Raw genomic sequence first — 22,591 nt, 5'->3', positions numbered from 1 at the left:
GCACCGGTGGGGGGACTCGAAGAACACAGTGGGGGTTCTGCATGCGGAGTGGCGCGAGAGCCGCGATCGTCAGTGCGGTGTTCGCCGCCATGGTCGTCAGTGTTGCCGGCTGCGGCAGCGGCCAGGATGACTCGTCGGGTTCCCAGGACGGCGCGAACGCGTCGGGCGACGAGAAGAACACCGTGAAGAAGGTGAAGACCGGCCCGCCCAGCGCGGCCGAGGTCAAGACCACCGCCCGCACGTTCCTGGCGGCATGGTCGGCGGGCGAGACGGCGAAGGCCGCCGCCCTGACGGACGACAGCGACGCGGCCACCGCGGCGCTGAGCGGTTACCGCAAGAAGGCCCATATCGACAAGGTGGAGCTGAATCCGGGACAGGCCAGCGGCGCCAAGGTGCCGTTCGCGGTCAACGCCCAGATCGCGTACAGCGGTGAGAGCGTCCCCTGGACGTATGAATCCGCGCTGTCCGTGACGCGCGACACCAAGACGGGCAAGCCGGTCGTCGACTGGCAGCCCTCGGTCGTCCACCCCAAGCTGGGTGAGGGCGACACCCTGAAGACCGGCGAGTCCGAGGCTCCGCCGATCAAGGCCGTCGACCGGGACGGTACGGAGCTGAGCGCCACCGACCACCCGACGCTGAAGACGGTGCTGTCCGGGCTGCGCGAGCGGTACGGCAAGAAGGCCGGCGGCAAGGCGGGCGTGGAGACCTTCATCGCCCGCGGCAAGGGCTCCAAGTCCCCCGACGAGACGCTGAAGGTGCTCTCCAAGGGCACTCCGGGCACGCTGAAGACGACGATCGACGCGAAGCTGCAGGCCACCGCCGAACAGCAGGTGAGCAAGCGCAGCAAGGCGTCGGTGGTGGCCGTCAAGCCGAGCACCGGTGAGATCCTCGCGGTGGCCAACTCGCCCGCGAGCGGCTTCAACACGGCGCTCCAGGGCTCGTACGCGCCGGGCTCGACCATGAAGGTCATCACGGCGGCGACGCTGATCGACAAGGGACTGGCCGGGTACGGCAAGGCACATCCGTGCCCGAAGTACTTCAGCTACGGCGGCTGGAAGTTCCAGAACGACAAGAAGTTCGAGATCAAGAACGGCACGTTCGAGCAGAGCTTCGCCCGTTCCTGCAACACCGCCTTCATCAGCCAGGCGGGGAAGCTCAAGGACGACGATCTGACCAAGGAGGCCCGTGATGTCTTCGGCATCGGCCTCAACTGGCAGACCGGCGTGCCCACCTTCGACGGCGCGGTGCCGGTCCAGTCCGCGGCGTCCAAGGCCGCGTCGCTGATCGGCCAGGGCGGGGTGCGGATGAACCCGCTCAACATGGCGTCGGTCTCGGCCACGGCGTCCACCGGCACGTTCCGGCAGCCGTACCTGGTCGCGCCGTCCGTGGACAACCGGACGCTGGCCAAGGCGAGCAAGACGATGAAGTCGAGCACCAAGGACCAGCTGCGCAAGCTGATGAACCTGACCGCCACCTCCGGCACCGCCGCCCAGGCGATGTCCGGGATGAGCGGTGACTTCGGCGCCAAGACCGGCTCGGCCGAGGTCGACAACCAGGAGAAGCCGAACGGCTGGTTCACCGCGTACAACGGCGACCTCGCGGCCGCCGGTGTGGTCCCCGAGGGCGGCCACGGCGGCGACACGGCGGGCCCGATCGTGTCGGCCCTGCTGCGCGCGGGCGGCTGACGCCCCGGCATACGGCTGAGGAGCCGGGCGGGACGCGGTGATTCCGCGCCCGCCCGGCTTTCTGTTGGGCCGGTCAGCAGTGCGGCATACCGGCATGGCCGTTCTGCAGGGCCAGTTCCGTCACATAGCCGTTGGACGGGCCCAACTGGTCGAGCTGGACCCAGATGTTGCTGGTCCGGCCGCCCAGGCTGGCCTCCCCGCCCTCGGTGAAGCAGATGGCCTCCTCGTCGCTGCCGAACTGGACGTTGCCCCAGTTGGCGCCGGTGGTGGCGGGCACCGACCGGATGTAGGCGTCGGTCGTCACATGAACCGGGACGTTCGCCGCCTCCGCCTTGGTGCCGATGGAGTCGGCGGGCTGGGCGCTGGCCGCGGTCGCGCTCAGTCCCACCATCGCCACCGCGGCGATACCAAGACCGGCCCCCGTCAGGCGTCCACGTACACGCATGGGTCTCGCTCCTTCAGTCGTTGTGCTGCTCGTCGTGCTGTCCAGTGCCGCCGGTCGTGCTCCCCGTGGCGGCACATATGACTCTCCCGGGTGGGTGTGGAAGGGAGGTTGAAGAAACGTTGACCGGTCATTTACCGGGGTGGTTCAGGCTCGTCGTAGAGGACGTGACAGGGGGTCGAGGTGGAGTTCCGGTTGCTGGGCCCGGTGGAGGCGTCGGCCGATGGCCGACCCGTCGACCTGGGCCATCCCAAGCAGCGCACCGTCGCGGCGGTGCTCCTGTGCGAACTGGGCCGCGCGCTGCCCGCGGAGCGGCTGATCGACCGGGTGTGGGGCGAGGATCCGCCGTGCTCGGTCCGCAACATCCTCTACGGGTACATCGGGCGGCTGCGCACCGCCCTCGCCGACTGCGGCGTACCCGACGTGCGGCTGACGCGCCGCTCCGGCGGCTACGTCCTGGAGGCCGACCCCGACCGGGTGGACCTGCACCGCTTCCACCGCCTCACGGCCGCCGCCCGCGACCGTGACGACCGCGTCGGCCCGTTACGGGACGCGCTGGACCTGTGGCGCGGCGACGCCCTCACCGGGCTGCCCGGAGCCTGGGCGGAGGCGACCCGGACCCGCCTGGCGGACGAACGGCTCGCGGCGCGGCTGGAGTTGTACGATGCCGAGCTGCGACTCGGCCGCCACCGCGAACTGCTGGCGGAGCTGCGCGCCCAGGCGGCGGCGTACCCGCTGGACGAGCGGGCCGTACGGCAGCTGATGACGGCGCTGTACCGCGGCGAGCGGCAGGCGGAGGCGCTGGAGCTGTACGAGGTCACGCGGCACCGGCTGGCCGACGACCTCGGCGTCGATCCCGGGCCCGAACTGCGCGGAGTGCATCAGCGCATCCTGAGCGAGGACCCGTCCCTGGCCGCGCCGGGTGTGGTGCCCGAAGTGCCGATCGAGGCGGGCGCCCCCGGACCGCCCGCCGACTCCGCTCCCGCCGACTCCGCTCCCGCCGACTCCGCATCGCCGCAGGTGCCCGCCGGGCTGCCGCATGTGGTGGGCGGGTTCCGTGGGCGGGACGAGGAACTGGCCCGGCTGGACGCCCTGCTGCCGTCCGGCGCCGCTCCGTACACGGAGGCCGAAAACCCCGCCGGGGCGGTGGCCATCGCGGCGGTCTGCGGCACGGCCGGGGTCGGCAAGACCGCCCTGGCCGTCCACTGGGGGCACCGGGCCCGGGACCGCTTCCCCGACGGCCAGCTCTATGTGGATCTGCGCGGCTTCGACCACGACAGCGAGCCGCTGCGCCCCGGCGAGGCCATCGGGCAGTTGCTGCACGGCCTCGGGGTGGCCCGGGAGCGGGTTCCGGCCGACCGGGACGAGCAGGCGCATCTGTACCGCTCGCTGCTGGCCGGGCGGCGCATGCTGGTCGTACTGGACAACGCCGCCTCGGCGGAACAGGTGCGTCCGCTGCTGCCCGGCGGTCCCGCCTGCCAGGTGCTGGTGACCAGCCGTCAGCGGCTGAGCGGTCTGGTCGCCCGCGACGGGGCGCGGCCGCTCGTCCTCGGTTCGCTCGCCCCGGACGCCGCGCGCGAGGTGCTGACGGCCGCCGTGGGCGAGGACCGGATCGCGGCCGAACCTGAGGCCGCCGACCGGCTCGTCCTGCGGTGCGGCGCGCTGCCGCTGGCGCTGCGGGTCGCCGCGGCGCAGCTGGTCTGCGACCCCGGGCGCCCGGTCGCCGATCTGGCCGACGAGCTGGGCGACGGCGACCGGCTGGCGGCCCTGGAGCTGGACGGTGACCCGGCGTCCGCGGTCCGGCGCGCCTTCACGCTGTCGTACCGCGCCCTGGCCCCCGGGCCGCGGCACCTCTTCCGGCTGCTGGGCGTGGCCCCCGGGCCGGAGGTCACCGTGTCCGCCGCGGCCGCCCTGCTGGACACCGGCGAGCGGGAGGCCGCCGGGCTGCTGCGGGCGCTGGACGCGGCGCATCTGGTCGAGTCGCCGCGTCCGGGCCGCTACCGGCCGCACGACCTGCTGCGCGAGTACGCCGCCGAGCGGGCCCGCGCCGAGTGCGGCGCCGCCGAGCGCGGCGAGGCCCTGGAGCGGCTGCTCGCCTGGTTCCTGCGGCACGCCGACGCCGCCACCGCGTACGGGTACACCCCGCCGGTCCGGCTGGAGCGGGCCCGCGCCCAGGGCGGCGCGTTCGCGGGGCGGGACGAGGCGCTGGCGTGGCTGGAGGACGAGCGCGCCAACCTGGTCGCCGCCGTCGTCCGCGCCGCCGAGTCCGGTCCGTACCGGGCCGCCTGGCAGCTCGCGGACGAGCTGCGCACGTACTTCTACCAGCGGCGCCATCTCTCCGCGTGGGAGGACGCGGCCCAGGCCGGGCTGCGGGCGGCGCGGCGCGGCGGCGATCCGCTGGGCGAGGCGGCCATGCTGCACAGCCTGGGGACGCTGTACCGGCACACCGGCGAGGTCGAGGTGTCGCTGGAGTACCACCGGTCGGCGCTGGAGGGATACCGCCGGGCGGGGTTCGCGGAGGGGGAGGCCGCGATGCTGTGCAACCTGGGCGCCCTGTACGACGACATGGGGGACATGCGGCGCGCGGCCCAGTGGCAGGAGCGGGGCATCCGGATGTTCCGTACGCTCGACCGGCCCGGGCTGCTCGGCCCCGCGCTCACCAACAGCTCCGCCGTCGACGTCCAGCTCGGCGAGCTGCGGCGCGCGGTGGACCGGGCGACCGAGGCCATCGGGATCTACGGGCGGCAGCAGGCCTCGTCCGGCACGGTCACCGCGATGATCAACCGAGGCCAGGCACACCGGCTGCTCGGCGAACCGGACCGGGCCCTGGAAGACGGCCGGACGGCGGCGCGGCTGTGCCGGGAGCTGAGCCAGCGTCACAACGAGGCCAGCGCGCACGATCTGCTGGCCCAGGTGCACGGCGACGCCGGGCGGCCCGAGACCGCCTTCGCGCACGCCGAACGCGCCCTGGAGATCGCGGTCGAGACCAGCACCCCCAAGGACGAGGCCGACGCGCTCACCACACTCGGCGACCTGCACAGCGCGGACGGCCGCTCCGACCGCGCCGAGGCCCGGCTCACCGAGGCCCTGGACACCGCCGCCTCCCGGGGCCTGCGGCGCCAAGAGGCCGAGGCCCACATGGGCCTGGCCCGGCTCCGGGACGGCTCACGGGCGTACGAGGCGGCCGCCGACCACGCCGAACGCGCCCTGGCCATCGCCCGCGACCAGGGACTACGCCTGGTGGAATGCCGGGCTCACCACACCCTGGCCACCCTGCGCCATGCCCTGGGCGACCCACCCCAAGCCGAACACCACGCCGCCCGAGCCCAACACATCCGCTCCCAAACCGGCTACCGCCCGGCGAGACACGGCTGAGGCCGTGGCCGGTGGTGCGGTCCACGGGAGCCGGGACGAACGCCGGTGCGCGTTCCGGAGTTCCGGCACCCGCGAAATGTCGGCTCGCGGGCGTACGAGGCGCCGCCGGTCACGCGGAACGTGACCTGGTGCGGGGCATACCGCCCGCACCAGGCCGATCCGGCGCACCCGGCCGTCGCGGGCCAGGCCGATACGCCGTCGTCACGGGCGGTCGACAGCGCGCCGGGGGCCGCCCGCCGTGGCCCACGCCGCCCACAGCCCGCCGAGCGCGGGCACGCGCACGCCGGACAGCTGAGCGCGCGGCCGGGGGGCGGTGCGGGGTGCGGCACCCGGCACCGCGGCGACCGCGAAATGTCCTCGCGCGGGTCCGGCGCCCGCCGATAGCGTCGGCGCCATGGTCTCCCACACCTCTGACACCGCCGCCCATCCCCGCTTCGCCGAAGCCCTGCGCGACCTCGGCCTGGACGTGGAGATCCGGCGCTTCCCCGATGCCACCCGCACCGCCGTCGAGGCGGCCGAGGCGGTCGGCTGCGAGCTGAGCCAGATCGTCAAGTCCCTCGTCTTCGAGGCGGACGGGGCGCCGGTGGTGGTCCTGGTGGACGGCGCGTCACGGGTCGATGTCGAACTGGTGCGCCGCGCGCTGGACACGGGCGCGGTGCGGCGGGCGAGCGCCGCGCTCGTGCGCGAGACGACCGGCTACGCCATCGGCGGCGTACCGCCCTTCGGGCACCGCACCCGCACCCGGGTCCTGGCCGACCGGCGGCTGCTGGACCACGGAGTCGTCTGGGCGGCGGCGGGCACCCCGCACTCCGTGTTCGCCCTCGACCCCACGTCGCTGATCGCGCACGCCGAAGGGACCCTGGCCGACGTACGCGACACCACCGGATGACCCCGCTCGTCGCCGCCGCGGTCCTCCTCGCGGCGGTCACCCACGCGAGCTGGAACGCCATCGCCCACAACATCCGCGATCAGCTGCTCTCCTTCACCCTGGTGAGCGGCGGCGGGGCGCTGTGCGGGGTGGTGCTGGCCGCCTTCAGCCCGTTGCCCGCGGCGGACGCCTGGCCGTATCTGATCGCCTCAGCGGTGATCCACCTCGTGTACTACGCGCTGCTCATGCGCTCGTTCCACCTGGGCGACTTCGGCCAGATGTACCCGATCGCCCGGGGCACCGCGCCGCTGGTGGTGACCGTGCTCGCCGCGGTCTTCGCCGCCGAGACCCCGGACGCCTGGCAGGCGGCGGGCATCGCGGTGTCCTCGGCGGGGCTGCTGGGCGTGGCGCTGTGGGGCGCGCGGGGCGCCCGTACGAAGGAGGACGGCGCCCGTACGGCGGGGCGCGGCGGCAGGCCCGGGCTCGCGCTGGCCGCCGCCGTGGCCACCGGGCTGTCCATCGCCGCGTACACCGTCGTGGACGGCCTCGGCGTGCGCGCCTCCGGCACCCCGCTCGGCTACATCGCCTGGCTGATGATCCTGGAGGGGTTCGCGATCCCCGCCTACGCCCTCGCCACCCGCCGCCGCGCGCTCGCCGCCCAGCTCCGCCCGGTCGCCGTGCGCGGCCTGCTCGGCGGCGTCCTCTCGGTGTGCGCGTACGGCCTGGTGCTGTGGGCCCAGACGCGCGCCGCGCTCGCCCCTGTCGCCGCCCTGCGCGAGTCGTCCATCATCGTGGGCGCGGCCATCGGCACCCTCTTCTTCAAGGAGCGCTTCGGCGCCCCGCGCATCGCGGCGGCGGGCCTGATGGTGGCGGGCATCGGCCTGATGTGGCACCCGGGTTGAGCCTGCGGGCTCAGTCCGGCCGGACGGCCGGGGCGGGGGCTTGCGAGGGGAGCGGGGACGGGGCCGGGCGGTGCGGGCGGGTGGACTTGATGCGGTGCACGGACGCCAGCAGGTCGACCTGGGTCACCCGGGGCCGCCCGGTGCGCAGCACCTCCGCGGCCGCGTCGATCACCGCGCGGCAGATGTCGCGCCCGGTGACATCGTCGACGGCGGCCAGCTGCTCCGGGGAGACGTCGCCGTCCAGCGGCAGGGCGTCGGGCAGATGGCGGCGCCAGATCTCGACGCGGGCCGCCCGGTCCGGGCTCGGGAAGCGCACATGCCAGACGCGGCTGTCGAACGCGGTGTCGTAGCTGGTCACCAGGTTGGTGGCGAGCACGACCAGCCCCTCGTGGCCGTCGAGCGCGGTCAGCATCTCGCTGCGCATCGCGTTCACCGCGTGCTCCGAACCGTGGCTGGTGGTCTCGAAACGGGCGGACATCAGCGCGTCCGCCTCGTCCAGGAAGAGCACCGCGCCCTGCTCGCGGGCGGCGTGGAAGAGCGCGCCGAGGTTCTTCGGCCCCTCCCCGTGGAACTTGCTCTCCAGCTGCGAGGCGCGGGCCGCGATCACCGGGCGGCCCAGCCGGTCCGCGATCGCGTGGGCGGCCAGGGTCTTGCCGGTGCCGGGGGCGCCCTCCAGGTTGACCGCCGAGCTGGGGTGCGGCTGGATGCTGCGCAGCCCCCAGTCGTCGTACAGGACCCGCCGCTGCTCCACGGTGTGCACCGCGCGCAGCAGCTGGTCGAGCGTGCGGGCGGGGAGGACGAGGCGGTCGAAGCTGTGCAGCGGGGCGGTCGCGGTGAAGCGCGCGGCCCGCTCGGCCTCCGACGGTTCGTCCGCCTCGCGCCGCGCCCCCGGCTCGTCGGCGCGCGGGGGCGCGGTGGGCCCGGTGGGGGCGCCGGGCGGCTGGTTGGTGATGGTGACCGTGAGCGGCTGGGGTCCGTGATGGCCGCTGAACGCCTTGGCGGCGGCGATCAGACGGGTGCGCAGCAAGCCCGCCTCCACGTCGTCCGCGCCGTGCGGTATGCCGGTGACGGCGAAGGCGGTGGCGGTGGCTCCGTGGTGTTTCACCGGTGTCCTCTCTCCCCCGCCCGAGGGCGGGCGGCGGGGGTCAGCCCCAGACGGCGACTTGGTGGTTGGCGTGGGCGTTGCGGACGCGCTCGTCGGCCTGCTTGCCCTCGACGCGGCGGCTTTCGACGAACTGCTCGCGCGCGGTGTCGAATAACCCCTGGACATAGGCGACATTGCCGTCCCGGATGGACTCGGAGACGGTGACGCAGCGCAGATCGGGGTCGGTCTGCAGCCGCTCGCTGCGGGCCCGGAACCAGTCGGCGAGGTATTCGATGGTCACGACGACCACGTAGACCACCGCGACCGCCCCGAGCCCGCCGAGCGCGACGAGGACCATGGCCAGCAGGCTCAGCACGAGGGCACCGCCTTCCCGAAGATGATGAGGTCCTTGTCGCCGAAGGCCGCGGACAGCTCCTCGTCCAGCTGCCGGGTGCGGCAGACCCAGACCGGGGCGGGCGTACCGGTGCCGCGCACCGGGGTGTTGTCCGCGTCGAGGAAGAAGGTCTGGACGAGGTATTCGCGGCCCCGGCGCCGCCGCAGCACGGCCCCGGCCTCCGCCTCCGGCACCCGGGGGCGGTTGCGGACCAGGAACGCGACCACGTCGGCGTAGCCGAGGACGGGGCGCAGCGGGGCGCGCCGGGCGGCGAGCCCGTCCCGGGCCTCGCCGACCTGGTCGCCCCAGTCGATGAGGGTGTCTATCTGCCGGAGCATCAGGTCGACGGTGTCGAGCAGGGGGTTGGCGGCGGGCTTGTCGTCGGGGACGAGGGGTTCTGCCATGGGTGTCCTCCCGTGGGGCGGGCCCGGCTGAGGTGCCGGGCCCGGCACCTCCGATGCTCCTCGCCCCGCGTGTCGCCGCGCGTCCCACGGCACGGCGGGAATTTCGGCGCGCCGCTGTCGTCACCGCGTACGACAGAAACCGACACCGGCCCGCGTACGGGACGTACGGGGCCTACAGCGCTCCGTTGCCCCGGCGCGGCGCATGGGCGCCGAGCGCGGTGAGGCGGCGCAGCAGCTGGTCGGGTTTGGTGTGCCGGGAGCAGACGTACATCGCGAACATCATGCGGATGTCGGCCGGTTTGGAGCTGATGCCGCAGGCGGTCATGGCCCGGTCGATCTGGGTGCGCACGGTGGAGACCTTCACATCGAGCTGGGCGGCGGTCTCCTCGTACGAATAGCCGTCCGCGTACCACTCCAGCGCCCGTACCTGGCCCTCGCTCAGGCCCGCCGCCCAGTGGGAGAACACCACGGGCTGGTGGGCGGGCGGCTGTTCGGCCGAGGAGGCCATGTAGAGCGTGTCCAGCAGGGTCAGCTGGCCCAGCCCGGTGCGGGCGCACTGCATCCGGAACAGCTCCAGGTCTTCGCGGTAGCGGCTGTCCGCGACGTCCAGCTCCTCCAGGATCCAGGCCACCCGGGTGCCGCGCGCGGTGCGGGCGAGCAGCTCGGCGAGGTACGACGGGATGGTGAGCCCGCATTCGCGCACGGCGGTCTCCAGGGCGGACGCCAGATGCGGTTTCAGCCAGTGCGGATGGTGCCGGGCGTCCCATACGGCGTTCGCGAGGACGGCCGCGCCGACCGTCTTGCCGAAGACCGCCCGCGCCCCGCACACCCAGGGGGCGACGCGCTGGCGCCACTGCTCGGCGGCCGTGCACACCACCACGTCCGACCGGCGCACCAGGTCGGCGAACTGCTCGGCGGTGCCGACGCCCATCAGGTCGGCCACGCACACGTCGTACTCGGCGCCGCTGATGTCCAGCCCCTCCACCGAGTCGACCGCGCTGACCACGGTCAGCCGCGGGTCCGCGTTCAGCGCGGCCACCAGGCCCCGTCTGGTCATCTCGTGGTCCTCGACCACCGCCACCTGTAAGGGCTGCCCGCTGCCGCGCCCGCTCTCGTCCGTCACGCCGACGCCTCCTTTCCCGGCTCCCCCGGCTCTCCCGCCGTGACCGCTTTCCGCGCCCGTTCGCCCTGTGCGCGCCCGCCCTGCGCGCGTCCGCCCTGTGCCCGCCCGCTCCGGGCCCGTCCACCGCGCCCCCGTACGCCGCGTACGCGCCCGTCCCGCGCGCCGGGCGCGCGCTCGGCCGCCGCCGGGGCGGGGGCGATCGGCAGGGTCAGCGTCACCTGGGTGAGGCCGGGCACCGAGAGCACCCGCAGCGCCCCGCCGTACTCCGCCAGCAGCCGCTGATGGACGGCCAGGGAGCGCATCCCGGCGACCCCGGCCGCCAGCGCCTCGGGCGGGAACCCGGCGCCCTCGTCGGTGACCACCAGTTCCACCAGCTCCCCCGCACCGGCGGCCGGGTCGTTCACGATGTCCACGTGCAGCAGCGCCTCGCGCACCCCGGCGCCGCGCTCCACGTTGATCAGCAGCGCGCGCAGCGCGGCCTCCAGCAGCTCCACCTCGTGCGGACGGACCCGGGCCGCCGCGCCGACCACGCGCTCGGTGACGATGGGCTCCACCGTGAGGGTGTCGTTGGCCGCCAGCGCGACCTGCCGGTGGACCATGCCGATCAGCGGCACCGACGCGCTGAACCGGCCGGTGCTGATGAAGGTGCGCAGCCGCTCCAGGGCGACCATCGCGGACGTGCGCAGCGACGCGAGCTGATCGGTGTCGGTCACGTCGATCCGCTGGAACGCGCCCAGGGTGTGGCCGATGTGGTTGTGCAGCTCGATGGCGAGCAGCCGCCGCTGCTGCACCTCGTGCAGCTGAAGGCTCATATCGCCCAGGTCGGCGGCGAGTTGCAGCAGATACAGCGCGCCGCGCCGGATCAGATAGGCGAGCGCCGCGTAACCGGTGAGCCCGATCAGCACATCGGAGTGGGTCAGCGCCTCCGGGACACCCAGGGCGATCACCGCGGCGTACGAGGCGGCGACCGCGCCGGTGCCCGCGACGAGGACGCGCAGCGGCTGGCCGAGCGCCGAGCCGATGCTCGCACCGGAGATCTGCTCGGTGGTGAGCACCAGCAGCGGGGCCATGTCCTGCGCCCGGTCGGGGCCCATGACCACGACGCAGGCCCACAGGGAGGCGACGGCGGAGCACAGTTCGACACCGGCCGCGAGGCCGTCGTACACGACCGGCCGGGCGTCGCCCCGGTCGTCGGCGGCGTGGTCCTCCTCGTCGCGCGCCGCCACCCGCCGGTGGTTGCGGAAGATGTGCAGGGTGAACCACAGCGATTCGGCCACCACCGCCACCAGCAGCACCAACCCGCCCGTGCGGTGGGCGAGATGGCCCGCGATACCGGGCACGGTCACCGCGAACTGGATGGCGTGCATCAGCCGGAAGATCAGCAGGATGCGCAGCATCTGCCATTCCATGTCCCGCCGCGCGAGCCGGTGCCGCTGAGCCGGTGGCTCCCCCGTACGCGCGCGTGCGCCCCGTAACCCCCGTGTCCGCTCCACGCGTTGTCCCCCGTGATTCCCCCCGGGAGAGCCGCCCCCTACGGCTCTCACCCCCGGAAGGATCCCCAGTCTGGGCAGGGCCGGAACCATGCGACAGGGCCCCTTGGCCCCACGAACCCGGCGTGTGCGTGTGCGAGAGGGCGCGCGAAGGCACGAAGGAGCGTACGAACAGCGCGCTAAGCCTCCTGGCTACGCCTCCTGGGCCGCCAGCGCCGTCCGTACGGCGCGCACCAGGGCCTGCGCCCGCGGGTCCGCGGTGACGCCGCGCCGCATGCCGTTGGTGACGTACGCGAAGCCGATCCGCGCCCCCGGATCGGCGAAGGCGAGCGAACCGCCCCGCCCCGGGTGGCCGAAGGACCCCGGGCCCAGCAGCGGGCAGGCCGGGCCGTGCAGCATGTAGCCGAGCCCGAAGCGGGTCCCGACCACCAGCACTCGGTCCGGCCCGGCCGACTCCTCCGTACGCGCCAGGGTCAGCGTCGCCGGCGCGAAGAGGCGGCCGCCCGCGCGGGCCGTGCGCGCCGACGGCAGCGGGCCGATCAGCGCCGCGTAGAAGCGGGCCAGCGCGTCGGCGGTGGCGACCCCGCCGGAGGCGGGCAGCCCGGCGGCGAGGTACGCGGGATCGTTCTCGTCGGGCGCCGGGCTGATCGCGCCGAACGCCCGCCGGGTCAGCGACTCCGGGTCGGCGTACGCCTCGGCCACCGACCGCTTGGGCCGCAGCCGCAGCCCCTGCCCGGCGGGCGCCGCCGGGGCCTCCACCCGCTCGATCCGGCCGGTCCGGTGCAACTGGTCCTCGGGCAGCCCGAGCCACAGGTCCAGGGCGAGCGGCCGGGCGATCTCCTCCGCGATCCAGCGGCCGATGGTGCGCCCGGTGACGCGCTTCACCAGCTCGCTCAGCAGCCAGCTGTAGGTCTGGGCGTGATAGCCGTGGGCCGTGCCGGGCTCCCAGTCGGGGTGCTGGGCGGCGACGGCCCGCGGCCCGGATATGCCGTCGATGGCCTCGGCCGGGGTCAGCGGGGTGTCGAGGGCGGGCAGCCCGGCGCGGTGGGCGAGCAGATGCCGCACCAGCACCCGTTCCTTGCCGTTCTCCTTGAACTCGGGCCAGTACGTGCCGACCCGGCCGTCCAGGTCGAGCTGGCCGCGCTGGTGGAGCAGCAGCGGTACGGCGGAGGCGACGCCCTTGGTGACGGAGCGGACGACCTGCGCGGTGTCCTGGGCCCACGGCTCGCCGTCGCCCTCCTGGCCCGGATCCCGGGTACCGCCCCACAGGTCGACGGCCTTCTCGCCGTCCCGGTAGAGGACCAGGGCCGCGCCGCGCTCACCGCGCTTCGCGAAGTTCTCCGCGAAGGCGTCCCGGACCGGTTCGAATCCGTCGGCCACCGTGCCCTGGACGTCCACCACTGATCCGACTCCCACCCTGCTGATCCGACCGTGCTGCCGTCCTTATGGTGCAACGTGCCCGGCCGGGACGTCAGACCGGGGCCTCGGACCGGGACATCAGACCGGGGCCTTCACCGAGCGCGGATCGAAGCCGAAGGGCAGTTCCAGCCGGTGCTCCCGCATCAGCTCCTGGTCGCACAGCAATTCCTGCGTACCCCCATCGGCCGCGATCACTCCCCCGCTGAGCACCACGGACCTCGGGCACAGCTCCAGCGCGTACGGCAGGTCATGGGTGACCATCAGCACGGTGACGTCCAGGGAGCGCAGGATGTCGGCGAGTTCACGGCGCGAGGCGGGGTCGAGGTTGGAGGACGGCTCGTCCAGGACGAGGATCTCCGGCTCCATCGCCAGCACGGTCGCGACCGCCACCCGGCGGCGCTGCCCGAACGACAGATGGTGCGGCGGCCGGTCCGCGAACTCCGCCATCCCCACCCGGTCCAGCGCCCGGTGCACCCGCTCCGCCAGCTCCGCGCCGCGCATCCCGGCGGCGGCCGGGCCGAACGCCACGTCCTCCCGCACGGTCGGCATGAACAGCTGGTCGTCCGGGTCCTGGAAGACGATGCCCACCCGGCGGCGGATCTCGGCCAGGTTCCGCTTTCCCACGGGCAGCCCGGCGACCGTGACCGATCCGGCGCCCGCCTCCAGGATGCCGTTCAGATGCAGCACCAGGGTGGTCTTGCCCGCCCCGTTGGGGCCGAGCAGCGCCACCCGCTCCCCGCGCGCCACGGTCAGCTCGACGCCGAAGAGCGCCTGATGGCCGTCGGGGTAGGCGTAGGCGAGGCCGGACACCTGGAGGGAGGGCGGGGTGGCGGCGGGGCCGGTCATACGAGCATCCATCCGGTCAGGCAGACCGCGAGCGCGGTCAGCGGAAGTGCGGCGGCGTAACCCCACTGTGCACGGTCCGCGGTCACCTCGTCGATCACCGGCATCGTGCCCGTGTAGCCGCGGCTGAGCATCGCCAGATGGACCCGTTCGCCGCGCTCGTAGGACCGGATGAACAGCGCCCCGGCGGACTTCGCAAGCACGCCCCACTGCCGCACTCCGCGCGCCTCGAACCCGCGCGAGCGGCGGGCGATCCGCATCCGGCGCATCTCGTCGGTGATGACGTCCCCGTAGCGGATCATGAACGACGCGATCTGCACCAGCAGCGGCGGCAGCCGCAGCCGCTGGAGCCCCAGCAGCAGCGCGCGCAGCTCGGTCGTGGACGCCAGGATGACGGACGCCGCGACCCCGAGCGTGCCCTTGGCCAGGATGTTCCAGGCGCCCCACAGCCCGGACTGGCTGAGCGACAGCCCGAGCACGTCCACCCGCGCGCCCTCCGCGACGAACGGCATCAGCAGGGCGAACGTCACGAACGGGATCTCGATCAGCAGCCGCTTCAGCAGGAACCCGGCCGGGATACGGGCCGTCGCCGCCACCCCGGCCAGCAGCACGGCGTACAGGCCGAACGCCCACAGCGCCTCGCGGGGCGTCGCGACGACGACGAGGACGAAGCAGAAGACGGCGGCGATCTTGCAGTGCGGGGGCAGGGCGTGCACCGGGGAGCGGCCCGCCCGGTAGAGCGCATGCGCGTGTCCCGCGCCCATCTCAGCCCGCCTCGGCGTCGGCCCCGGCCCGGCGGCGCCGTACGACGACGAAGACCCCGGTGCCCACGGCGAGCGTCGCGCCGACCCCGATCACCCCGGCGAGGCCGCCGGAGAGCCGGGCGTTGGAGATGTCCTTGACGCCGTAGTCGGCGAGCGGGGAGTCCTTGGCGGCGTGGTCCTCGGTCTTCTTGTCGATGCCCTTGTCGGCGGCGACCTTCTCCAGTCCGTCCGGGCTGGCGGAGGCGTAGAAGCTCACGACGCCCGCGCACAGCAGCGCGGCCCCGAGCCCGGCCGCCCACACCCGGCGCGCGGAGCGGCGCGGTGCGGCGGGGGCGGGGGCGTCCGCCTCCTTGGCGGCGGGCGCCGCGGTGACCGTACGGGCGGTGGCGGGCGCGGCCCCGGCGGGGGTGGTGGACCCGGCGGGCGCCGCGGACCCGGCGGGCGCCGGAGTGCGCCCCGGGGTCGCGGGCGTACCGGTGCGCAGTTCCAGGCGGCGCGCGGCCACGTCCCGCGCGCCGTGGACGAGATCCGGCCGTACGGCCATCACGGCACCGACTGTCAGGGCCGTGATGGCTGCCTCGCCGATGCCGATCAGTACGTGCACGCCGACCATCGCGGTGAAGACCTTGCCGATCGCGACGTCCGCTGTGCCGCCCAGCGCGTAGAGCGCGGTGAAGGCGATGGCGGCGGCCGGGACGGATATCAGGGCGGCGACGAAGGACGCGACGGTGACCGTGCGGCGCCGGTTGGGGGCGATCTTCAGGATGGCGCGGAAGATCCCGTAGGCCACGACCGTGGTGACCACCGCCATGTCCGTGATGTTGACGCCGAGCGCGGTGAGGCCGCCGTCCGCGAACAGGACGGCCTGCATGAGCAGCACCACGGAGACGCACAGCACGCCCGTATAGGGGCCGACGAGGATCGCGGCCAGCGCCCCGCCGAGCAGATGGCCGCTGGTGCCCGCGGCGACGGGGAAGTTCAGCATCTGGACGGCGAAGATGAACGCCGCGACCAGACCGGCCAGCGGCGCGGCCTGCTCGTCGAGTTCGCGCCGCGCACCGCGCAGGCTGACCGCGACCGCGGCGGCGGCGACGGCACCGGTCGCCACCGACACCGGGGCGTCGATGAATCCATCGGGGACATGCATGCGGGGCTCCGCTCCTGAGCTGCGGGTATCCGGTCGATGGTGGCCTACCTGCACATCGTTCGCAAGAGCGCCTGCCACGCGAAAGCCCCGGCGGCGCCCCTTCCGCGAGGGAAGAGCCGCCGCCGGGGCGCGCGTTGGCCGATATACGGCCGTCTTACGCCCGGCTCACACCCGGCTCAGTTCCGGGTCCTTGTCGGAGTCCTTGACGTGCGATTCCTGCCCCGGGGTGTCCTTGTCGAGCTGCTCGCGCAGCCCCTCACCCTCGACGTCCACGTTCGGCAGCGCCTTGTCGAGCCAGCGCGGCAGCCACCACGCGGACTTGCCGAGCAGCCCCAGCACCGCCGGGACGATGGCCATGCGGACCACGAAGGCGTCGAAGAGGACCGCGGTGGCCAGGCCGAAGCCGATCATCTTCACCATCGCCTCGGACGAGCCGATGAACCCGGCGAAGACGCTGATCATGATGACGGCGGCCGCGGAGACCACCCGGGCGCCGTGCCGGAAGCCGGTGACGACGGCCTGGCCGGGGCGCTCGCCGTGGATGTACGCCTCCCGCATCCGGGTCACCAGGAAGACCTCGTAGTCCATGGCGAGCCCGAACACCACACCGATCATGAAGATCGGCATCATGCTCATGATCGGGCCGGTCTCCTCGACGCCGAACAGCTCCGCCGCCCAGCCCCACTGGAAGACCGCGACCACCGCGCCGAGCGCCGCGACGACGGACAGCAGGAAGCCGAGCGCCGCCTTGAGCGGGACGAGGATGGACCGGAAGACGATCATCAGCAGCAGGAAGGCCAGCCCGACGACGAGTGCCAGATACGGCACCAGCGCGTCGTTCAGCTTCTGCGAGATGTCGATGTTCATCGCTGTCTGACCGGTCACCAGCACCTCGGCGCCGGTGTCGGACTTAAAGGAGCCCGCCTCGTCCCGGATGTCGGCGACGACCTTCTCGGTGTCGACGCTGCTCGGCTTGTACTTCGGCACGACGGTGAGCATCGCGGTGTCGCCGGACTTGTTGAACGTCGCCGGGGTGACGGCCGCGACGCCGTCGATACCGGCGATCGTCTTGGTCACCTTGTTCACGGCGGCCTTGGGGTCGTCGCTGCCCTTGGTGTCGGCGACCACCATCAGCGGACCGTTGAAGCCCGGGCCGAAGCCGTCGGAGATCATGTCGTACGCCTGCCGCTTCTGGCTGCTGACCGGCTGCGAACCGTCGTCCGGCAGCCCCAGCTCCAGGCTGAGCGCGGGCACCGCGGCAGCGCCGAGGCCGAGCACGCCGAGCAGCAGCACCGCCACCGGGCGGCGCAGCACGAACCGCGCCCAGCGGGTGCCCATGTTGGGCTTCTCCTCCGCCTGCTCGCCCTCCGCGGCGGCGGCCGACGCGGCGGCCATCCGCTCGCGCGCCTTGCGCCCGTACACCCGCTTGCCCGCGAAGCCCAGCAGCGCGGGGATGAGGCTGATCGCGATGAGGACGGCGATGACCACCGTGCCCGCCGCCGCGAAGCCCATCTTGGACAGCATCGGGATGTTGACGACCGCGAGGCCGACCAGTGCGATGACGACGGTGAGACCGGCGAACACCACCGCGGAGCCCGCGGTGCCCACGGCCCGCCCGGCGGCCTCCTCGCGCTCCCGGCCCTCGGCCAGTTCGGCGCGGTAGCGGGAGACGATGAAGAGCGCGTAGTCGATGCCGACCGCGAGGCCGATCATCATCGCCAGTGTCGACGTGGTCGTGGACAGCCCGAGGGGGGTGGCGAGCGCGGTGATCCCGGAGATGCCGATGCCGACGCCGATGAGCGCGGTCAGGAGCGGCATTCCGGCGGCCACCAGCGAGCCGAAGGTGATGGCGAGCACGATCGCGGAGATCACGATGCCGATGACCTCGGTGGAGCCCGTCTCGGGTATCTCCTGGAGCGCGTCACCGCCGATCGCCACCGTGAGATCCGACTTCTGCGCCTTCTCCCCGGCCTCCGTCAAGCCGTCCTTGGCGGTCTCCTCCAGCTCCATGGCGTTGACCTTGTAGCTGGTCAGGATGTACGCCGTGGAGCCGTCCTTGGAGACGGCGCGGGCCTGGTACGGGTCGGCGACCGAGGCGACCTGCGGAGAGCTGGCCTTGAGGTCGGCGACGGTCTTCGTGACCACGGCCTTGTTGTCCGGGTCGGTCATCTTCTCGCCCTGGGGCGCGCGGAAGACCACCCGGGCGGTGGCGCCGTCGGCGTTACCACCGGGGAAACGCTTCTCCAGGAGATCGAAGGCCTTCTGGGCCTCGGTCCCCGGGATGGAGAAGCTGTCGTTGGCGGGCGGCGAGGCGGTCGCGGCGCCGACTCCGGCGACGGCCAGGAGCGCCACCCATATGAGGGCGACGAACCGGCGTCGCCGGAAGGCGAATCGACCGAGTTTGTAGAGGAACGTGGCCACGAGGAGAGGTGCTCCCGTCGAGTCGGTGTCACTGCTGGTCACTGCTGGCAGGTGTGGGTGACCGGACCGGCGACGAGAGCGGCGCGCCGGCCGGGTACGTATGGGGTGGTGCGGGGTGGGGAGATTCAGAGGCCGAGGGCGGGGAGGACCACGGCGTCGACGTATTCGCTGAGGTAGGCGACATCCGGCTCTTCGCCGTCGATCAGCGACCGGGCGACGAGGGCGCCGCACATCATGTGCACGACATAACCCAGGGCGGGTCTGTCCGGAGCCACTTCCCCCCGGTCGACGGCCCGCCGCAGCAGTACGTCGAGCGCGGACATCTCGGGATGGAACAGCAGCTCCCGGAGGGCCTGGTGCAGGTCCGGATGGGTGTGGATGGCCTGGGCCAGCCCCCTCATCAGGGCCGCGTCGCGCGCCGGGGCGCCGTCGGCGCACCGCACGATCTCGTGCAGGTCGCCGCGCAGCGATCCGGTGTCGACGTCCAGGATCGAAACGGGCTTGGTGTGCCGCAGCGCGGAGGCCACCAGCTGCGGTTTGCTCTTCCACTGGCGGTAGAGCGTGGCCTTGCTGGAGTGCGTGCGTGCGGCGACGGCGTCCATGGTCAGCGCGTCGTAACCGACCTCCCCGAGAAGCTCGACCACGGCCTCGTACAGCTCACCCTCCCGCTCGGGGGACAGCCTGCTGCGGCGCAGCGTCATGGCATCCCCCTTTCCGAACGAAACGGTTTCGTACTCGTTCAAGCATACGACCGCATCCGCCGCCCTTTTAGCGAAACCAAGCCGTTTCGCTCGTGGTATGCGTCACAGATTGGAGTTGCTTTGCCGGACCGGGGCCGAAAACATGGATGAGGTGAGGGAAACCAGCGATACCGACCGCGCCTATCTGCGATTTCCGCATCTGCACGGCGACTTGCTGTGCTTCGTCGCCGAGGACGATCTCTGGGTCGCCCCGCTGACCGCACGGGGCGAACCCCCCGGGCGGGCGTGGCGGCTGACCGTCGACCGCACCCGGGTGGGCCACCCCCGCTTCTCCCCCGACGGCTCCCAGATCGCCTACACGAACTGGCGCAGCCTCGACCCGGAGATCCATCTCGCCCCGGTGGACGGCGGCCCCGCCCGGAGACTGACCTACTGGGGCAGCGAGGACGCCCGGGTCTGCGGCTGGACGCCGCCCGACCCCGATCGGGACGGCGCCTCCCACATCCTCGCCGTGTCCTCGCACGGCCAGCCGTTCTCGCACTTCTCCTGGGCCTACAGCCTGCCCACCGACGGCAGCCCCGGCAGCCGACTGCCCTGGGGGCCGGTGGCCGACATCGCCGTAGCCGACCTCTCCGCCACCGCTGCCAACCCCGCCACCGGGCAGGGCGGCGACCGGCGCACCCTGCTGCTCACCGGCAAGCCGCCGCACGAGCCCGCCAGCTGGAAGCGCTACCGGGGCGGCGCGACCGGCCGGCTGTGGCTCGGCGGCGTCCGGCTGCTGCCCGAACTCGACGGCCACCTGGACTCGGTCATGGTGGTCGGCGGCCGCGTCGCCTTCCTCTCCGACCACGAGGGCGTCGGCAATCTCTACTCCTGTCTGCCCGACGGCACGGGTCTGCGCCGCCACACCGACCACGACGACTTCTACGCCCGCCACGCCTCGACCGACGGCAGCCGCGTCGTCTACCAGTGCGCGGGCGAACTGTGGCTGGTGGACGACCTCGGCCCGGACACCGAACCCCGCAGGCTGCGGGTGCGGCTGGGCGGCGCGCGGACCGGCCGGCGGCCCTACCAGGTGCCCGCCGCCTCCCATGTCGACTCACTGTCCGTGGACACCACCGGCCGGGCCAGCGCGGTGTGCGTCCGCGGCAGCCTGTACTGGCTCACCCACCGCGACGGCCCCGCCCGCACCCTCGCCGACACCCCCGGCGTCCGGGTGCGGACGCCCGAGATCCTGGGCTCCAGCGGCCGGGTCGCCTATGTGACGGACGCGGAGGGCGAGGACGCGATCGAGATCGCCTATCTGCCACGGGCGAGCGAGACCGGCGAACCGCGGCGGCTGGCCGCGGGCGGACTGGGCCGGGTGCACGAGATGGAGCCCTCGCCCGACGGCGACCAGCTCGCCGTCGCCGCCAACGACGGCCGACTGCTGCTCGTGGACACCTCCGCGGACGGGGACGGCGAGGTCACCGAGCTGGTCCGGTCGCTCAACGGCCCGGTCGCCGACCTCGCCTTCTCACCCGACTCGGCCTGGCTCGCCTGGTCCCACCCGGGCATCGGCCGCACCCTGCGCTCCATCAAGATCGCGCGGCTGGCGGACCGGACCATAGTGGACGTGACCAGCGGGCGGTTCGAGGACGAGGAACCGGTCTTCACCAGCGACGGCCGCTATCTCGCCTTCCTTTCCTGGCGCGGCTTCGACCCCGTCTACGACGTGCACACCGGTGACCTCTCCTTCCCGCTCGGCTGCCGCCCGTATCTCGTACCGCTGTCCTCCGCCACGCCCTCGCCCTTCGCGCTCTCCCCCGAGGGCCGCCCGGCGGCGGGCGGACTCGACCCGGACGACGACGCCGGGGGCGGGGAGGGCGACGGCACGGTGACCGTCGAGGTGGAGGGGCTGTCCAGCCGGGTCACCGTCTTCCCGGTGGCCGCCTCCAAGTACTCCTCTCTGTGGCCGGTCAGCGGCGGCGGCCTGGTGTGGCTGCGCTGGCCGATCTCGGGTGCGCTCGGCGAGACGTTCGCCAACCCCGCCGACACCTCCGACCGCCCCACCCTCGAACACTTCGACCTGGCCAAGGCCAAGCGCACCGAACTCACCAGTGAGCTGGACTGGTTCCGGGTCAGCGGCGACGGCTCCCGGCTCGTGGTCGTCGACGACGACGATCTGCGGGCGGTGCCCGCCACCGAGTCGGGCGACAGCGACTCCACGGTCCAGATCGACATGCGGCGCATCCAGCACACCGTGGACCCGGCGGCCGAGTGGCGGCAGGCGTACGCGGAGGCGGGCCGCATCACCCGCGCCTATTTCTGGGAGCCGGGCATGTGCGGCGTCGACTGGGACGGGGTGCTCGACCAGTACCGGCCGCTGGTCGAACGGGTCGCCTCGCCCGACGAGTTCGCCGATCTGCTGCGCGAGGTCCTGGGCGAACTGGGCACCTCGCACGCGTATGTGAGCGCCGCGCGCCGCAACGAGGGCCCGGCCCACTACCAGCGCCCCATCGGGCTGCTCGGCGCCGACCTCACGCGCGCCGAGGACGGGGCGTGGCAGGTGTCCCGCATCCTGCCCGGTGAGTCCTCCGACTCCCGGGCGCGCTCGCCGCTGGCGGGCTCCGGCATCCGCGAAGGCGCCCGGCTCACCCATGTCGACGGCCGCCCGGTGGACCCGGTGGCCGGTCCCTATCCGCTGCTGACCGCGGCGGGCGGCACCACGGTCGAGCTGACCTTCGCCTCCCCGGACGGCGAGGGCCCGCCGCGCCGGGCCGCGGTCGTCCCGCTGATCGACGAACGGCCGCTGCGCTACCAGGACTGGGTGGCCAGGCGGCGGGCGGTGGTACGGGAGTTGAGCGACGGGCGGTGCGGCTACCTGCACATCCCGGACATGGGCGGCTCCGGCTGGGCGCAGTTCAACCGGGATCTGCGCCGGGAGGTGTCGTTCCCCGCGCTGATCGTGGACGTCCGGGGGAACGCGGGCGGCAACATCAGCGAGCTGGTGGTCGAGAAGCTGACCCGCACCGTGATGGGCTGGGACCTCACGCGCAACGCCCAGCCGGTGTCGTACACCAGCAACGCGCCGCGCGGGCCGATCGTCGCGGTCGCGGACGAGGCGACCTCCTCGGACGGCGACATGATCACCGCGGCCTTCAAGATCCAGGGCATCGGCCCGGTGGTGGGACTGCGGACCTGGGGCGGCGTGGTCGGCATGACCGGCCGCCATCCGCTCGGAGACGGTACGGCGATCACGGTGCCGATGAACGCCGCCTGGTTCGACGCCTTCGGCTGGGGGGTCGAGAACCATGGCGTGGAGCCGGACATCCCTGCGCCCCGATCCCCGCTGGACTGGGCGGAGGGCCGCTACCCGCAGCTGGGGGTCGCCGTGCGGACGGCGCTGGAACTGCTGGAGCGGCATCCGGCCGCGGCCCCGCCGGGCTACGGACAGGTGCCGGACCGGCGGCGCCCGAAACTCCCCCCGCGAGGAGACAGTTGAGCGGACGAGCTGGGCAACCGAGCTGAGCAATAAAGCAAGTAATAA

18 protein-coding genes are annotated in these 22,591 nt (G+C 73.4%); 5 read left to right on the top strand and 13 right to left on the bottom strand.

All coding sequences use genetic code 11. The features are described from left to right. The first annotated feature begins 41 nt into the window (after positions 1-41). A complete protein-coding gene (locus ACFV9T_RS26205; RefSeq protein ID WP_385444447.1) occupies positions 42-1,685 on the top strand; it encodes a penicillin-binding transpeptidase domain-containing protein in 1,644 nt (547 codons plus the stop codon). Positions 1,686-1,758: 73 nt separating this feature from the next. Here the strand turns inward: ACFV9T_RS26205 and ACFV9T_RS26200 are convergent, their stop codons facing one another. Further along, positions 1,759-2,130 (bottom strand): hypothetical protein, encoded by a 372-nt coding sequence (locus ACFV9T_RS26200; protein ID WP_385444445.1) that lies wholly within the window; start codon positions 2,128-2,130, stop codon positions 1,759-1,761. Between the two features lie 180 nt (positions 2,131-2,310). Here ACFV9T_RS26200 and ACFV9T_RS26195 point away from each other — a divergent pair, with 180 nt between their 5' ends. Continuing rightward, positions 2,311-5,502, top strand: coding sequence for a BTAD domain-containing putative transcriptional regulator (locus ACFV9T_RS26195; protein WP_385444443.1), 3,192 nt, complete (start codon positions 2,311-2,313; stop codon positions 5,500-5,502). Between the two features lie 201 nt (positions 5,503-5,703). On the opposite strand, the gene ACFV9T_RS26190 is transcribed toward ACFV9T_RS26195, so the two are convergent. Then, positions 5,704-5,898: a hypothetical protein gene (locus tag ACFV9T_RS26190; RefSeq protein WP_385444442.1), complete on the bottom strand. Its 195-nt coding sequence runs from the start codon at positions 5,896-5,898 to the stop codon at positions 5,704-5,706. Here ACFV9T_RS26190 and ACFV9T_RS26185 point away from each other — a divergent pair. Beyond that, positions 5,897-6,391, top strand: a complete 495-nt coding sequence (locus tag ACFV9T_RS26185; RefSeq protein WP_385444440.1) for a YbaK/EbsC family protein — start codon at positions 5,897-5,899, stop codon at positions 6,389-6,391. The two genes, ACFV9T_RS26190 and ACFV9T_RS26185, sit on opposite strands and share 2 nt — an antisense overlap. After that, complete coding sequence (locus ACFV9T_RS26180; protein WP_385444438.1) at positions 6,388-7,272, top strand: EamA family transporter; 885 nt, start codon at positions 6,388-6,390, stop codon at positions 7,270-7,272. Before ACFV9T_RS26185 ends, ACFV9T_RS26180 begins: the two co-directional genes overlap by 4 nt. A gap of 10 nt (positions 7,273-7,282) precedes the next feature. On the opposite strand, the gene ACFV9T_RS26175 is transcribed toward ACFV9T_RS26180, so the two are convergent. From ACFV9T_RS26175 to ACFV9T_RS26125, 11 genes are all read right to left on the bottom strand, one after another. Next, positions 7,283-8,377 (bottom strand): ATP-binding protein, encoded by a 1,095-nt coding sequence (locus ACFV9T_RS26175; RefSeq protein ID WP_385444437.1) that lies wholly within the window; start codon positions 8,375-8,377, stop codon positions 7,283-7,285. Positions 8,378-8,417: 40 nt separating this feature from the next. Beyond that, positions 8,418-8,732, bottom strand: coding sequence for a hypothetical protein (locus tag ACFV9T_RS26170; RefSeq protein ID WP_385444435.1), 315 nt, complete (start codon positions 8,730-8,732; stop codon positions 8,418-8,420). After that, positions 8,726-9,154: a hypothetical protein gene (locus ACFV9T_RS26165; protein ID WP_385444434.1), complete on the bottom strand. Its 429-nt coding sequence runs from the start codon at positions 9,152-9,154 to the stop codon at positions 8,726-8,728. Before ACFV9T_RS26165 ends, ACFV9T_RS26170 begins: the two co-directional genes overlap by 7 nt. 172 nt (positions 9,155-9,326) lie before the next feature. Next, complete coding sequence (locus tag ACFV9T_RS26160; protein WP_385444432.1) at positions 9,327-10,277, bottom strand: sigma factor-like helix-turn-helix DNA-binding protein; 951 nt, start codon at positions 10,275-10,277, stop codon at positions 9,327-9,329. Next, entirely contained in the window at positions 10,274-11,674 is a 1,401-nt protein-coding gene (locus tag ACFV9T_RS26155; RefSeq protein ID WP_385444430.1) for a hypothetical protein, read from the bottom strand. Before ACFV9T_RS26155 ends, ACFV9T_RS26160 begins: the two co-directional genes overlap by 4 nt. 285 nt (positions 11,675-11,959) lie before the next feature. After that, positions 11,960-13,168: a serine hydrolase domain-containing protein gene (locus ACFV9T_RS26150; protein WP_385444474.1), complete on the bottom strand. Its 1,209-nt coding sequence runs from the start codon at positions 13,166-13,168 to the stop codon at positions 11,960-11,962. Positions 13,169-13,264: 96 nt separating this feature from the next. Then, positions 13,265-14,032: an energy-coupling factor ABC transporter ATP-binding protein gene (locus tag ACFV9T_RS26145; protein WP_385444428.1), complete on the bottom strand. Its 768-nt coding sequence runs from the start codon at positions 14,030-14,032 to the stop codon at positions 13,265-13,267. Then, a complete protein-coding gene (cbiQ, locus tag ACFV9T_RS26140) occupies positions 14,029-14,793 on the bottom strand; it encodes a cobalt ECF transporter T component CbiQ (protein WP_385444427.1) in 765 nt (254 codons plus the stop codon). The genes ACFV9T_RS26145 and cbiQ overlap by 4 nt, the downstream gene beginning before the upstream one ends. A 1-nt stretch (position 14,794) precedes the next feature. Further along, positions 14,795-15,940: an energy-coupling factor ABC transporter permease gene (locus tag ACFV9T_RS26135; RefSeq protein ID WP_385444425.1), complete on the bottom strand. Its 1,146-nt coding sequence runs from the start codon at positions 15,938-15,940 to the stop codon at positions 14,795-14,797. Between the two features lie 165 nt (positions 15,941-16,105). Next, on the bottom strand, positions 16,106-18,361 hold the full coding sequence (locus tag ACFV9T_RS26130; RefSeq protein WP_385444472.1) for an MMPL family transporter: 2,256 nt from the start codon (positions 18,359-18,361) through the stop codon (positions 16,106-16,108). Positions 18,362-18,486: 125 nt separating this feature from the next. Beyond that, complete coding sequence (locus ACFV9T_RS26125; RefSeq protein WP_385444471.1) at positions 18,487-19,056, bottom strand: TetR/AcrR family transcriptional regulator; 570 nt, start codon at positions 19,054-19,056, stop codon at positions 18,487-18,489. A gap of 148 nt (positions 19,057-19,204) precedes the next feature. Between ACFV9T_RS26125 and ACFV9T_RS26120 the strand changes: the two genes are divergently transcribed. Further along, positions 19,205-22,546 (top strand): S41 family peptidase, encoded by a 3,342-nt coding sequence (locus ACFV9T_RS26120; RefSeq protein WP_385444423.1) that lies wholly within the window; start codon positions 19,205-19,207, stop codon positions 22,544-22,546. Positions 22,547-22,591 lie beyond the last annotated feature (45 nt).

It is taken from the genome of Streptomyces sp. NPDC059850 (assembly GCF_042731515.1).
Taxonomy (GTDB): Bacteria; Actinomycetota; Actinomycetes; order Streptomycetales; family Streptomycetaceae; genus Streptomyces.
The sequence above is the reverse complement of the archived record's forward strand: the minus strand, read 5'-3'. Positions and strand labels throughout refer to the sequence as shown.